Origin of the sequence: Schaalia sp. ORNL0103 (assembly GCF_019429565.1) — a bacterium.
Taxonomy (GTDB): Bacteria; Actinomycetota; Actinomycetes; order Actinomycetales; family Actinomycetaceae; genus Pauljensenia.
In genome coordinates this window covers 1442629-1456677 of record NZ_JAHXSA010000001.1, presented here as the reverse complement: position 1 = coordinate 1456677, position 14049 = coordinate 1442629, and the positions used below count along the sequence as shown (strand labels likewise).

The following is a 14049-nucleotide window of genomic DNA, read 5'->3' as shown; positions in this document are numbered from 1 at the left end:
TGGTGGCGGTGACGCTGCCAGCCCCACACGGGCATCGGGGCGGGGTGCGCCCACCTGCTGGGGAAGGTCGAAGGTATGAAATTAGAGTTGCGGGGGATCACGAAGAGGTTTGGTCCCCTCATCGCCAACGACTCGATTGACTTAACGATCGAGGAAGGGCACATTCACGCCCTGCTGGGAGAGAATGGCGCGGGCAAGTCCACGCTCATGAACGTCCTGTACGGGATGCATGCGCCTGACGAGGGGCAGATCCTCATTGACGGCGCGCCCGTGACGTTCAAGGGCCCCGGCGACGCGGTCGCGGCGGGCATCGGCATGGTGCACCAGCACTTCATGCTCATCCCCGTCTTCACGGTCGCCGAGTCGATCGCGCTGGGCTTCGAGCCGACCGGTCCTGCCGGAATCATCAGTCGTGAGCGTGCCCGCCAGACGGTGCGTGAGGTCTCGGCGCGTTTCGGCTTCGACCTGGACCCCGACGCCCTCATTGAGGATCTGCCGGTGGGTGCCCAACAGCGCGTGGAGATCGTCAAGGCCCTGTCGCGCCAGGCGAAGGTCCTCATTCTCGATGAGCCGACCGCGGTGCTCACCCCGCAGGAAACGGATGAGCTGATGACGATCATGCGTCAGCTCGCCGATGCCGGGACCTCGATCGTGTTTATCACCCACAAGCTGCGCGAGGTGCGTGCGGTGGCCGACGAGATCACGGTCATTCGCCGCGGTCGGGTCGTGGGGCACGCATCTCCGAGCGATTCCGAGGCCTCGTTGGCCACGCAGATGGTCGGGCGCGAGGTGCTGATGCGTGTGGAGAAGGAGCCCGCGCGCCCCGCGGGCGGTGGACTGTCCTTCGAGGACGTGTCCCTGCTGGGTGCGGGCGGAGTGCCGCTGCTCGACCACGTGTCTTTCGAAGTGCCCCGAGGCGAGATCCTCGCGGTCGCAGGCGTGCAGGGCAACGGGCAGACGGAACTGGCCGAAGTGATCCTGGGTCTGCTTACTCCCGACAGTGGTGTGATCCGACTTGAGGACGCGGACATTACCCGCGCGAAGCCTCGCGAATCCCTGGACGCGGGAGTCGGTTTTATCCCCGAGGACCGTTCGACTGACGGCATCATCGCCTCGTTTTCGATCGCGGACAACCTGGTGCTCGACCAGTTCCGCTCCTCCTCCTTCTCAGCCGCGGGCTCCCTCAAGCACGGTGCGATCGCGCGCAACGCCCGTGAGAAGGAAAAGGAATACGACATTCGCCTGACGTCGATCGAGGACCCGGTCTCCTCCCTGTCGGGCGGCAATCAGCAGAAGGTGGTCGTCGCCCGCGAGATGTCGCGCGACCTGACGCTGCTGGTCGCCAATCAGCCAACGCGTGGCGTCGACGTCGGCTCGATCGAGTTCATTCACCGCAGGATCGTGGACGTGCGGGACCAGGGCTGCGCGGTCCTGCTCATCTCCTCGGAGCTCGACGAGGTCGTGTCACTGGCCGACCGCATCGCCGTGATGTACCGCGGCCGCATCGTTGGCATCGTCCCGGCGGACACGGGCCGCGACGTCCTCGGCCTCATGATGGCTGGCGTCCCCCTGGACGAGGCCATGGCGGCTTCCTCGGGAACCTCTAGGGACGCCGAGGCATCTCGAAAGGAGGAGCAATGAGCACGCGTACGAGTAACGGGCCGGGGATCGTGACCCGGGTCTTTGGCTCCCAGTGGTTTGTGTCGGTGCTGGCGGTCCTCATCGCCTTCGCGATCGGCGCGATCCTCATCGCGCTGTCGGGTGCATCCGTTCTGGATGCCTACTATGCGATGTTCCGCGGCTCCATCGTGGACCCGAACGCGGCGAACGCTGTTCGCACGTTCAAGCCGCTGACGGACTCTCTCTTCTATTCGATCCCGCTGATTATTTCGGGCCTGGGCCTGGCGCTCGGCTTCCGCGCCGGCCTGTTCAACATTGGTGGCAAGGGGCAGATCATCGTCGGAGCGCTCGCGGCCGTGTGGGTGGGCTTCGCGGTGAGCCTGCCGCCGGTTGTGCACACGCTGGTGGCCCTGCTCGTCGCGGTGATTGCGGGCGGCCTCTACGGCGGCATCGCGGGCGTGCTGAAGGCGAAGACGGGCGCGAACGAGGTGATCGTGACGATCATGCTCAACTCGATTGCGACGCTGGGCTTGGGATACGTCTTGGCACAGAAGGCATGGCAGGTGCCTGGAACGAATCAGCCGGTGACTCCCAAGGTCGCGGACAGTGCGGCGTTCGCGCGGCTGCTTCCCGCCCCCTTCAAGCTGCACGTCGGTTTCCTGGTTGCCCTGGTCGCCCTCGTCGCCTTCTGGTGGCTGATCGAGCGATCCACGCTGGGATTCCAGATCCGCGCGGTCGGTGCCAACGCGGCCGCCGCCCGCACGGCCGGCATCTCGGTCGAGCGCATCACGGCGATCACGATGGTTCTCTCGGGCGCGTTCCTCGGCCTGGCCGGGGCGAACGAGGCGTTGGGGACCATCGGGTACGTCTCGCGTGACGTGGCCGGTTCGATCGGCTTCGACGCGATCACGGTGGCCCTTCTGGGCCGTAACAAGACGTGGGGAACGTTTGGCGCTGGGCTTCTTTTTGGAGCCTTCAAGGCGGGCGGTTACACGATGCAGGCCAAGGGCGTGCCGATCGACATGATCCTCATCCTGCAGTCGGTCATCGTTCTGCTGATCGCAGCGCCTGCGCTTGTGCGCTGGCTGTTCCGTCTGCCCGATGTCCGCGCGCTCGCGGCTAACACGCGAAAGGGGAACGCCGATGAGCACAAGTGAGTCCGGCGTGGTCGCTCAGGTCGAGGCCAAGCGCTCCTGGAAACTCCCCGGCATCTACGCGGCTGCCTGCGTGCTGCTCGTGGTCTTCGCGGCCGCCGCGCGCGGGGACATGACGCTGCGCCTGAACGACAAGTCGCAGTCCTACTCGATTCCCGACATCGTCACCGCGGGCGCGCCCGTCGTGTGGGTGCTCGCCGCGGTATCGATCGCGATTACCGCGTGGACGGTCGCGGCGACCCTGCGGCGCATCACCCAGCCCGCGTGGGCGCGCGTCGGTGGGATGGCCGTCGTCGGGCTGTCCACGATCCTGGGCTTCCTGTTCTACGCGGGCTCCGGGTCGTCGGGCGTCGTTACCCTGACCTCGACCCTGGTGTCCACCGTGGCGATTTCGACGCCGCTGATTTTCGGCTCCCTCTCGGGTGTTATCTCGGAGCGCGTGGGCGTCGTCAACATCGCGATCGAGGGCGATCTCCTGGTCGGTGCGTTCGCGGGCGTCATGGCAGCCTCGTACTTCCAGACGCCTTACGCGGGCCTCGTTGCGGCTCCCCTCGCGGGTGCCCTCCTGGGGTCCCTCCTGGCCCTCTTCTCCGTGAAGTACGGGGTGGATCAGATCATCGTCGGCGTCGTCCTGAACGTCCTGGCCCTGGGCCTGACGACGTTCTTCTACGGCACGATCATGAAGGATGCTCCCGGAAGTCTGAACACCAACCAGTTCTCGCTGTCCGATATCAAGATTCCCGTCCTGTCGGAGATCCCGGTCGTCGGTCCGGTTCTGTTCAACCAGTCGATCCTCGTGTACTTGATGTACGCGGCCGTCATCGCCCTGGCCTTCTTCCTGTTCCGCTCCCGGTGGGGCCTGCGGCTGAGGGCCTGCGGTGAACACCCGCGCGCCGCCGACACGGTGGGCATCAACGTGGGACGCACGCGCACCCTCAACACGATCCTGGGGTCGTCCTTCGCTGGCCTGGGCGGCGCGTTCTTCACGATTGGTTCCGGCCTGGCCTTCACGGACAATATTTCCGCGGGCAACGGCTACATCGCCCTGGCCGCCATGATCCTGGGCAAGTGGAACCCTCTGGGAGCTATGGGCGCGGCCGTCATGTTCGGCTTCGCGCAGGCCCTGGCGCGCATGCTGCCCAACATTGAGCCCGCGATCCCCGCCGACCTCGTCTCGATGATCCCCTACGTGGTCACGATCGTGGCCGTCGCTGGATTCGTCGGCAAGTCGCGCGCACCGGCTGCTGAAAACATCCCTTACGTGAAGTGAGAACCCGCATGGATCCAACAGAAATTGACTGGGACGCCCTGCTGGCCGAGGCCATCGACGCGATGAAGCACGCGTACTGCCCCTACTCGAACTTCCCCGTGGGGGCCGCGGGACTGACGGCAGACGGCTGGCTCGTCAGCGGCTGCAACGTCGAAAACGCCGGATACGGCGTCACTCTGTGCGCCGAGTGCGGCATGGTCTCCGAACTCATCCGTTCCGGCGGAGGCACCCTCGTCGCGGTCGTCGCCGTCAACGGTAACGAGGAGCCGGTGGCCCCGTGCGGGCGCTGCCGCCAGCTTATCTACGAGCACGGTGGCCCCTCCTGCCTGGTCCTCATGCCTGACGGCGTCGCGCCCATGACCGAGGTGCTGCCCGGCGCGTTCGGACCCCACGACCTGTCGAGCGTCGCCCAGGCGGCCCCGGCCTCGTCGGAAGAGAAAGAAGGACACGATGGCTCTCTTTGATGCCGTTGACATCATCCGCGTTAAGCGCGATGGGGGAGTGCTGACCCCCGACCAGATCGACTGGACGATCGACGCCTACACGAAGGGCGTCATCAAGGATGAGCAGATGGCCGCCCTGGCCATGGCGATTTTCCTGCGCGGCATGGACCGGGGCGAGATCGCCCGCTGGATGGACGCGATGATCCGCTCGGGCGCGCGCATGGACTTCTCCGGCATCGGCAAGCCGACCGCCGACAAGCACTCCACGGGCGGTGTGGGAGACAAGATCACGCTGCCCCTGGCCCCGCTGGTCGCGTGCTTCGGTGTCGCGGTCCCGCAGCTGTCGGGCCGAGGCCTGGGGCACACGGGCGGCACCCTCGACAAGCTCGAGGCGATCCCCGGGTGGCGCGCGCAGCTGAGCAACGACGAGATCATGGCCCAGCTGGGGCAGGGTTGCGGCGCGGTCATCTGCGCGGCGGGCTCGGGCCTGGCACCCGCGGACAAGAAGCTCTACGCCCTGCGCGACATCACCTCGACCGTCGAGTCGATCGCGCTGATCGCCAGCTCCATCATGAGCAAGAAGATCGCCGAGGGCACGGGAGCCCTCGTCCTGGACGTCAAGGTCGGGTCGGGTGCCTTCATGAAAGACCTGGATGCTGCGCGCGAGCTCGCCCGCACGATGGTCGACCTTGGACGCGACGCGGGGGTCGCCACGCGCGCCCTCCTCACAGACATGTCCGTGCCGCTGGGGCGCAAGATCGGCAACGCCCTCGAGGTGGAGGAATCCGTCGAGGTCCTCGCGGGCGGAGGCCCCTCCGACGTTGTTGAGCTGACGTGCGAGCTCGCGCGCAACATGCTCGACCTCGCCGGGGTGCGCGATGCCGACGTGGAGGCCGCCCTGGCGGACGGGCGCGCGATGGACCGCTGGCGCGCGATGATCCGCGAGCAGGGCGGAGACCCGGATGCGTCGCTGCCGCGCGCCGCGCACACCCACCAGGTCCTTGCCGAGGCTGGGGGAACCGTCGTGGGCATGGACGCCCTGTCCGTGGGCGTGGCCTCGTGGAGGCTGGGCGCTGGCCGCGCCGTCAAGGAGGATCCCGTGCAGGCGGGCGCCGGCATCGAGATCCACGCCAAGCCGGGCGAGCGCGTTGCGGCGGGCCAACCCCTGCTCACGCTCCACACCGACGACGAGTGGCGCATCGAGCGAGCCCTGGAGTCCCTCTCCGGCGCCATCGAGATCGCCGACGGGGTCACCCCCGAGCCGCGCAGCGTCGTCCTGGAGACGGTGTCCTAACGGCGGAGCGGTGCGAGCGAACGGGGAGGAGGAATCGTGGAAAGGCGCGACGAACAGTCGATCGAGGCGGTCAAGCTCTACTACCAGCAGGGCCTCAGCCAGGCCGAGGTCGCCACCCGCATGGGCCTGTCGCGCCCCACGGTCGCCAAGCTCCTCGCGCACGGCCGCGAGCGCGGCTTCGTGACCATCGAGATCCACGATCCGCGCGAGGATGCTTCGGAGATCGCCCTGCGGCTGGAGAGGCGCTTCGGCCTGGCCTGTGCGCGCGTCGCCCACGGCCCCGATATGACCGAGGGCGAGGCCATCGAGCAGGTCGGCCGCGTCGGTGCCGATGTCGTCACCCAGCTCGTGCGCGACGGCATGAGCGTGGGGATTTCTTGGGGGCGCACGATGAGTGCGCTCGCGGCTCACCTGCCCCGTGCACCTCGCGTGGGTGTGCGCGTCGTCCAGCTCAAGGGTGGGGCGTCCTTTTCCGAGAGGGCGACGCATGATTTTGAGATCATGCGTTCCTTCTGCGAGGCCTTCGGTGCGGAGCCGCGCTACCTGCCGCTACCCGTCATTTTCCAGGACACGGCGATGCTCTCGATCGTGCGTCGCGACCGGGCGATCGAGCGGATCTTGGAGGAGGGGCGCGGCGTGGACGTGGCGGTGTTCACCGTTGGTTCCCTGGGGCGCGAGGCCCTCTCGCTCAACCTCGGCCAGCTCGAGGACGACGAGGTGGAGGCGCTCCTGCGCGACGCGGTCGGGGACGCATGCTCGCGATTTTTCACGCGCGAGGGCGGCGTCGCCCTGGCGTCGGTCGACCGCAGGACGGTTGGCATCACGCTCGACGAGCTGCGCTCTCGCCCCGTGCGGGTGCTCGTTGCTGGCGGGCGTGTGAAAGCGGAGGCGCTGGACACGGCGCTTCACATGGGGTTGGCCACGCACCTGGTGGTCGACCAGGACCTGGCTCTCGCGCTGCTTGAACGGCCACGTGGGGCAACCCCGCGCGGGGTGCGTGATCGCGCCCCAAGTGGATGAGAACATTTGTCAAACCATTCGTTGACACATTTCAATTGCACGGCATAGCCTTGCGACAAGGGTAAAGAAGCCTCGACGGAGCCCCGGCTCCTCGACACCACAGGAGGACACATGCGCTCGACACCGCACATCAACCCCACCGCTCCCATCGCGCCGACGATCCTCCTGCCCGGAGACCCGCTGCGCGCGAAGTTCATCGCCGAGACCTACCTGGAGGACGCGCAGCAGTTCAACGCCGTGCGCAACATGCTGGGCTACACCGGCACCTACCGTGGCACACCGGTCTCCGTCATGGGCTCGGGCATGGGCATCCCCTCGATCTCGCTGTACGCCCACGAGCTGATCCACGAGTTCGGCTGCACGCGCCTCGTGCGCGTGGGAACGTGCGGTGCCCTGCAGCCGGGCGTCAACCTGTACGACGTCGTGGTCGCTCAGGCTGCGTGCTCGAACTCGGCGTTCCTCGATCAGTATCAGATCCCCGGCTCCTACGCCCCGATCGGCTCCTTCCGACTCATCGACGACGTGGTGCGCCGCGCCCGTGAGGCCGATGTGCCGATCCACGTGGGCAACATCCTCTCCTCCGACACGTTCTACAACGCGAATCCGACCTTCAACGAGGCCTGGCAGCGCATGGGCGTGCTCGCGGTCGAGATGGAGTCCGCCGGCCTGTACGCCACCGCCGCCCACGCGGGCGTCGAGGCCGTGGGTATCTTCACCGTCTCGGACTCCCTGGTGACGGGCGAGGCCACCGACGCCCAGGCGCGTCAGACGTCCTTTACCACCATGATGGAGCTGGCCCTGCCCCTGGCCCAGCTGTGATGCGACAAGAAAGTAGTTCCATGAACAAGCGTGACGTGGCCGCGATGATCGACCACACGATCCTCAAGCCCGAGGCCACCCAGGCGGACGTTGCCCGCATCGTCGAGGAGGGCGCCGCCGCCGGCACCTTCTCGGTGTGCGTGTCCCCCTCGATGCTGCCCCTGGACGTTCCCGAGGGATTGAAGGTCGCCTGCGTGGTTGGCTTCCCCTCGGGCGCGGTCAAGCCCCAGGTCAAGGCCTTCGAGGCCGCCCAAGCCGTCGCCGACGGCGCGGACGAGATCGACATGGTCATCAACATCGAGCTGGTGAAGGACGCGCGCCTCCGCGAGCTCGAGGAGGAGATCGCGGCCGTGCGCCGCGCCGTCCCCGCCCCGCGCATCCTCAAAGTCATCATCGAGTCCGCCGCGCTGACGGACGACGAGATCGTCGCCGCCTGCACGGCCTCAATGGCGGCGGGTGCGGACTTTGTCAAGACCTCGACGGGCTTCCACCCCGCGGGTGGCGCCTCGACCCACGCGGTTGCGCTCATGCGCGCCACGGTCGGTGACGCCCTGGGAGTCAAGGCCTCGGGCGGCATCCGCGACGCCGAGACCGCCCTGGCCATGATCGAGGCCGGAGCCTCCCGCCTGGGAGTGTCCGCAACGAATGCCATCCTGGCAGGACTGGAGGACTGAGACGATGGAGCTGCTCGAGCGCGCCCGCCAGTGGGCGAGCCACGACCCGGATCCCGCCACGGCCTCGGCTCTGAGCGCCGACATCGAGGCCGCAGAGCGCGGCGACGAGGAGGCAGCGGCCCGCGTGGGTGCGGCCATGAACGGCCCCCTCCAGTTCGGTACCGCCGGCCTGCGAGGCGTCGTCGGTCCGGGCGAGTCCCGCATGAACCTCGCGGTCGTCATCCGCGCGACCGCGGGCCTGTGCGAGGTCGTCAAGCGCCACGCAACCGGCACCCCCACGCTGGTGGTCGGCTGCGACGCCCGCTACGGGTCCTCCGAATTCGCCACGGCCGCCTGCCGCGTGGCCTCCGCCGCCGGCGTGCGCGTCCTCGCGCTGCCCCAGGCCAACCCGACCCCGCTCACCTCCTTCTCGATGCTGCACTTCGACGCGGACGCGGGCGTCATGGTGACCGCCTCCCACAACCCCGCCCCGGACAACGGCTACAAGGTCTACCTGGGTGGCACCGTCGCGCAGGGCGACGGGCGCGGTGTCCAGATCGTCCCGCCCTTCGACGCGGAGATCGCGGCGGCCATCGAGGCCGCGCCGCCCGCGGACGAGGTCCCGATGAACGACGACCTTATCGAGGCCGTGGATCCGCGCGAGGAGTACGTGGCCTGCGCGTCCGCCCTGGCCTCGGGCGAGGCACCGGCGCGCGAGGACCTGCGCATCGTCTTGACCGCCATGCATGGCGTGGGCGCCGCGATCACCTCGCGCGTCCTGGCCGAGGCCGGTTTCTCCAACGTTTCCCTCGTGGCGGCGCAGGCAGATCCCGATCCGGACTTCCCGACCGTGCCCTTCCCCAACCCCGAAGAGGCCGGCGCCCTCGACATGGCGATGGAGCAGGCGCGCGAGGAGGGGGCCGACCTCATCATCGCGGTCGACCCCGACGCGGACCGCTGCGCGCTCGCGGTGCCCGACCCCACCTCGGAGACCGGTTGGAGTCCACTGAGCGGCGACCAGATCGGCTCCCTGCTGGGTGAGTTCCTGGCCTCGCGCGGCATGAAGGGCTCGCTCGCGAACTCGATCGTGTCTTCGCGTCTGCTCTCGCGTATTGCCAGTGCCCACGGCCTGGAGCACCACACGACGCTCACCGGTTTCAAGTGGATCGCCCGGGCACCGGGCCTCGGCTTTGGCTACGAGGAGGCCATCGGCTTTTGCCCCGATCCGGGCAACGTGCGCGACAAAGATGGCATCGCGACCTCGGTTGTCGCCGCCTCCCTGGTGGCCGCCCTCAAGGCGCAGGGGCGCAGCGTGTGGGACGAGCTGGAGCGTCTGGCGCGACTGCACGGCCTGCACGTGAGCTCGCCGCTGACCTTCCGCGTCGAGCAGATCGAGCAGATCGCCAGCGGCATGGCGCGCCTGCGTGCCCAGCCGCCGAGCGTCCTGGCCGGCTCTCCCGTCGTCGAGGTCTCGGACCTGTCGCAGGGGTACCGTGGCCTGCCACCCACGGATGGCGTCCTCGTGCTCACCGAGGCGGGGGATCGCGTTATCGCGCGCCCCTCGGGCACCGAGCCAAAGCTCAAGTGCTACCTCGAGGTGATCCTGCCGGTCGCCGAGGGGGAGCCGCTGCCCTGGGAGCAGGCGCGTGAGCGTCTCGACGCAATTAAGGGAGCTTTCGCCGAGATTATCGGCCTGTAGAGGCGAATCGGGACCCCGTCGGCGTATTTTCTGTGGGTATATCCCTGCGTGAAGAAATAGATAACGCTATACTTGCGTATATGGCAACTCACAGTGAATCGCTGGCGGAGGCCCTTCCCTTCGCTGACCGGCCCGTCGAGAAGGCACCCGGCCACTGGGTCCTCGCACGCGCCGGAAAGACGGTGCTGCGCCCCGGCGGCCTCGCCCTCAGTACGTGGGCGCTCAAGCGCGGCGTGTTGCCCGGCTCGGACGTCGTCGAGTTCGCGCCCGGCCTGGGCGTCACGGCCTCGGCGATTATTGAGGTTGGCCCCGCCTCCTACGTCGGCGTGGAGCGCGATCCAAACGCCTCTGCGCGCGTGGACGCCATCGCCTCGGGCGTGGGGCGCTGCGTGAACGCCGACGCGGCCGAAACCGGCCTGCCGGATGAGAGCGCAGACGTTGTCATCGGCGAGGCCATGCTCTCCATGCAGGGCAAAAAAGCCAAGCGCGCCATCATGAGCGAGGCCGCGCGCATCCTGCGCCCCGGCGGCCGCTACGTCATCCACGAGCTGGCGATGCGCCCCGACACGATCGCGGAAGAGCCTGCCACCGAGATTCGCCGTGCCCTCGCACGCGCCATCAACGTCAATGCTCGTCCCCTCACGGTCGCCGACTGGAGGCGAGCTCTCGAGGAGGTCGGCCTCGTCGTGGAAGAAACCCGCACGGCCCCCATGGCCCTCCTCAAGCCCGGGAGAATGATCGCCGACGAGGGCGTGCGCGGCGCACTGCGCATCATGCGCAACGTCGCGCGAGACAAAGACCTGCGTGAACGCGTCACCACCATGGCGCGCACGTTTAAGAAATATGATCGACACCTGTGCGGCGTCGCCATCGTCGCGCGCAAACCCAAGGAGAGCCAATGAGCCTGTCGCCCGAATCGAACACTGAGGTCCCCACGCCCATCATGACGGACCTGCAGGACATCGCCTCGATGATCCAGATCAACGAGGAAGCCACGGTCTCGCGCACCGTCATGCACGCAGAGGGCGTGCGCCTGGTCCTCTTCAGCTTCGACAAGGACGAGATCCTCAGCGAGCACACCGCCGCGATGCCCGTCATCCTCCACACCCTTGAGGGTGCCCTCGAAATCGAGGCCGACGGTCGCACCGTCGTCCTGAAGCCCGGCGACGTCATCCACTTCGGCACGCGCCTGCCGCACGCCGTGCGTGCGCTCGAGCCCTCGAAGCTGGCCCTGTACATGCTGGATCGCCGCGAGCGCCCCAAGGCCTGAGGCTCCGACACTGTGCGGCGGGCCCCGTCCTCGTGAGGTGATGCACGAGGCCGGGGCCCGTTTGTCGTATCCGCGCGGGGTGGGCGGGGTGGCGGCGCCCCGCGGAGGGTTACTTCAGTGACGCCTTGCCGGCGCCCTTCGCGACCAGCCAGAGGCCGGCCTCGACAATGAGCCCTGAGACGATGAAGACGATGGGTACGGAGATGCGTGCGTCCATGAGGGTCGTGGCAGCCAGGGCGATGCCGTGGGCGGTGCCCAGGACGCCGCCGCCGAAGAGGATGGGCCAGGCGGCGCGGTGCGCGCGCTCCCATTCCTGCGAGCCGGGCTCGACGCCCTGAAGGCGCAGCCCCAGGGGAGGACGGCACACGCCGGCGCGCGCGGTCAGGCCCGACGCGAACAGATAAAGGCCACCCGCGATGAGAGCGACGGCGAGAATCAGGAAGGCGGCGATCAGTCCGACGTGCACGGGAACCCCTCGAAAAATAAGCGTTTCACGGCCGTTTCACGAAGGGCCGCGCGCCCATTCTACCCGGCCCCGGCCTCGTCGCCGCGAAGGCAGAGGCGGTGTGAAAACCTGCATAGTTCCGAGGGCGAGGTGCGGGGTGTATGGCCTGATGAGGCCCGGAAGTGAGTATGGTGAGTAAGCCGAGGGGCGGTGCTCGCGTGAGCACCGCCCCTCAGAGGACAGCTCGGTTTCCCGAGCGAAATGTCAGGTCAGTCGACCAGGCCCTTCACGGCCTCGTCGAGTTCGGCGACCCAATCCGCGCCCGACACGTCCGAGGGCATGCGCCAGTCCCCGCGCGGGGACAGGGAGCCGCCGGCCATGACCTTGGGGCCGTTGGGCAGGGCGCTGCGCTTGAACTGCTGGCTGAAGAAACGCCACAGGAACAGGCGCTCCCACTTGACGATCTCCTCGAGCGAGTACGCGACCTTGTCCTCCTCGGGGAAGCCGACCGGCCAGGAGCCGACCGAGGCATCCGACCAGGCCTTCTCCGCCAGGAACGCGATCTTCGAGGGGCGCGCGCCGCGACGCAGCACGTGATACAGCGTGAAATCCTGCAGGTTGTAGGGGCCGATCTTGTCCTGCGTGGACTGCATCTTCTCGCCAGGCTTGGCGGGAACCAACTCGGGAGAGATCTCCGTGTGGAGGATCGACAGGAGCACCTCGCCGACGCGGTCGTCGAACTGCTTGGAGGCCACGACCCAGCGGATCAGGTGCTGCATGAGGGTCTTCGGCACGCCCGTGTTGACCGCGTAGTGGCTCATCTGGTCGCCCACGCCGTACGTGCACCAGCCCAGCGCCAGCTCGGACAGGTCGCCCGTGCCCAGCACGATGCCTCCCAGGTGGTTGGCCAGACGGAACAGGTAGTCGGTGCGCAGGCCCGCCTGGACGTTCTCGAAGGTCACGTCGTAGGTGGCCTCGCCGTCGCCATAGGGGTGGCCGATGTCCTCCAACATCTGCGTGGCCGCGGGGCGGATGTCGATCTCCTGGAAGGACGTGCCCAGGTACTGGCACAGCAGGGTCGCGTTCTTCTTCGTGCGCTCGGAGGTGGCAAAGCCAGGCAGCGTGTAGCACAGGATGTCCGTGCGCGGACGGCCCAGCAGGTCCATCGCGTGCGCGGCGACGACCAGAGCGTGCGTCGAATCCAGGCCGCCCGAGACGCCGATGACGATCTTCGGGTTGCCGATCGCGCGCAGGCGCTGGACTAGGCCCGCGACCTGAATGTTGTAGGCCTCGTAGCAGTCCTGCTCCAGGCGTGTTGGATCGTTGGGGACGAAGGGGAAGCGGTTGACTGCTCGCTCCAGGCCCAGGTCGGTGCGCGGCGGATCGAGCGTGAACTCGACCTCCTGCGGGGCCATGCGCTCGTCGCCCGCGAAGTAACGCTGGGCGTTGTCCGTGAATGAGTTCTGGCGCTTGCGCTCGGTGCGCAGGCGCTCCAGGTCCACGTCGGCGATCGTGATGTGCGCGCCCTCCTGGAAGCGCTCGCCGATGGCCAGGCGGTCCCCGGCCTCGTAAATCATGGCCTCGCCGTCCCAGGCGAGGTCCGTGCTGGACTCGCCCATGCCGGCCGCCGTGTACACGTAGGCGGCCGAGCAGCGTGAGGAGATCGAGCGCACCATGAGCTCGCGATCCGCGCCGCGGCCGACGGTAATCGGGGAGGCGGACAGGTTCGCCAGGACGGTCGCGCCCGCGAGCGCCAGCTCCGTGGACGGGGTGACGGGCACCCACATGTCTTCGCAGATCTCGATGCCGATCGTCAGGCCGGGCACGTCGTCGGCGGACAGGAGGACCTGGCCGAAGGGAACCCACACGGGGCCGCCGCTGAATTCCTCGACGCCGCCCCACGGCACCTCGATGCGCTCGCAGGCGCGCGGGGGCATGGTGACGAAGTGGCGCTTCTCGTAGAACTCGCGGTAGTTGGGCAGGTGGGACTTGGGGACGATCGCCAGCACGCGGCCGCGGTGGATGGCGACGGCGCAGTTGTACAGGGCGTTGTCCTTGCGCAGGGGCGCACCCACGACGAGGAGGGGCAGCAGGTCGGCGCTGGCCTCGACGATCTGGGCGAGGGCCTTCTCGACGTTATCGAGCAGCACGTCCTGCAGGAAAAGGTCGTCGATGGCGTAGCCGGAGACGCACAGTTCGGGGAATACGCCCATCGCGACGCCGCGCGTATCGAGCTCGCGGGCTGCGTCGATGATCTCGTGCGCGTTCTCGAATGGGCGGGCGGGGTGCACGGGCAGGGTCACGGCGGCAACGCGCGCAAAACCCTGATCGTAGAGGGAATGGAAGTTCATGGTTCTCCTTC

General features: G+C 68.0%; 13 protein-coding genes. 11 read left to right on the top strand and 2 right to left on the bottom strand.

Annotated elements, in window-relative coordinates; genetic code table 11:
• Positions 1-75: 75 nt before the first annotated feature.
• The 11 genes from JJJ16_RS06365 to JJJ16_RS06315 all read left to right on the top strand — a co-directional run bounded on the left by JJJ16_RS06365 (position 76) and on the right by JJJ16_RS06315 (position 11242).
• A complete protein-coding gene (locus JJJ16_RS06365) occupies positions 76-1641 on the top strand; it encodes an ABC transporter ATP-binding protein (protein WP_219751804.1) in 1566 nt (521 codons plus the stop codon).
• Positions 1638-2777, top strand: a complete 1140-nt coding sequence (locus JJJ16_RS06360) for an ABC transporter permease (RefSeq protein WP_219751803.1) — start codon at positions 1638-1640, stop codon at positions 2775-2777. The genes JJJ16_RS06365 and JJJ16_RS06360 overlap by 4 nt, the downstream gene beginning before the upstream one ends.
• Positions 2764-4044, top strand: coding sequence for an ABC transporter permease (locus JJJ16_RS06355; protein WP_219751802.1), 1281 nt, complete (start codon positions 2764-2766; stop codon positions 4042-4044). Before JJJ16_RS06360 ends, JJJ16_RS06355 begins: the two co-directional genes overlap by 14 nt.
• An 8-nt stretch (positions 4045-4052) precedes the next feature.
• Complete coding sequence (locus JJJ16_RS06350) at positions 4053-4508, top strand: cytidine deaminase (RefSeq protein ID WP_219751801.1); 456 nt, start codon at positions 4053-4055, stop codon at positions 4506-4508.
• A complete protein-coding gene (locus JJJ16_RS06345) occupies positions 4495-5781 on the top strand; it encodes a thymidine phosphorylase (protein WP_219751800.1) in 1287 nt (428 codons plus the stop codon). The genes JJJ16_RS06350 and JJJ16_RS06345 overlap by 14 nt, the downstream gene beginning before the upstream one ends.
• A 36-nt stretch (positions 5782-5817) precedes the next feature.
• A complete protein-coding gene (locus JJJ16_RS06340; RefSeq protein ID WP_219751799.1) occupies positions 5818-6801 on the top strand; it encodes a sugar-binding transcriptional regulator in 984 nt (327 codons plus the stop codon).
• A gap of 111 nt (positions 6802-6912) precedes the next feature.
• Positions 6913-7620, top strand: coding sequence for a purine-nucleoside phosphorylase (deoD, locus tag JJJ16_RS06335; RefSeq protein ID WP_007590289.1), 708 nt, complete (start codon positions 6913-6915; stop codon positions 7618-7620).
• 20 nt (positions 7621-7640) lie between these two features.
• The gene (gene deoC, locus JJJ16_RS06330) at positions 7641-8294 is read left to right on the top strand and encodes a deoxyribose-phosphate aldolase (RefSeq protein WP_219751798.1); all 654 of its coding nucleotides are present in this window, start codon (positions 7641-7643) and stop codon (positions 8292-8294) included.
• Between the two features lie 4 nt (positions 8295-8298).
• The gene (locus JJJ16_RS06325; RefSeq protein WP_219751797.1) at positions 8299-9972 is read left to right on the top strand and encodes a phospho-sugar mutase; all 1674 of its coding nucleotides are present in this window, start codon (positions 8299-8301) and stop codon (positions 9970-9972) included.
• A gap of 80 nt (positions 9973-10052) precedes the next feature.
• The gene (locus tag JJJ16_RS06320; RefSeq protein WP_219751796.1) at positions 10053-10874 is read left to right on the top strand and encodes a class I SAM-dependent methyltransferase; all 822 of its coding nucleotides are present in this window, start codon (positions 10053-10055) and stop codon (positions 10872-10874) included.
• On the top strand, positions 10871-11242 hold the full coding sequence (locus tag JJJ16_RS06315) for a cupin domain-containing protein (protein WP_003790431.1): 372 nt from the start codon (positions 10871-10873) through the stop codon (positions 11240-11242). Before JJJ16_RS06320 ends, JJJ16_RS06315 begins: the two co-directional genes overlap by 4 nt.
• A 109-nt stretch (positions 11243-11351) precedes the next feature.
• Here JJJ16_RS06315 and JJJ16_RS06310 read toward each other — a convergent pair whose 3' ends face one another.
• Both JJJ16_RS06310 and JJJ16_RS06305 read right to left on the bottom strand, forming a co-directional pair.
• Positions 11352-11708 (bottom strand): permease, encoded by a 357-nt coding sequence (locus tag JJJ16_RS06310; protein ID WP_219751795.1) that lies wholly within the window; start codon positions 11706-11708, stop codon positions 11352-11354.
• A gap of 248 nt (positions 11709-11956) precedes the next feature.
• A complete protein-coding gene (locus JJJ16_RS06305) occupies positions 11957-14038 on the bottom strand; it encodes an NAD(+) synthase (protein ID WP_219751794.1) in 2082 nt (693 codons plus the stop codon).
• Positions 14039-14049: the final 11 nt, after the last annotated feature.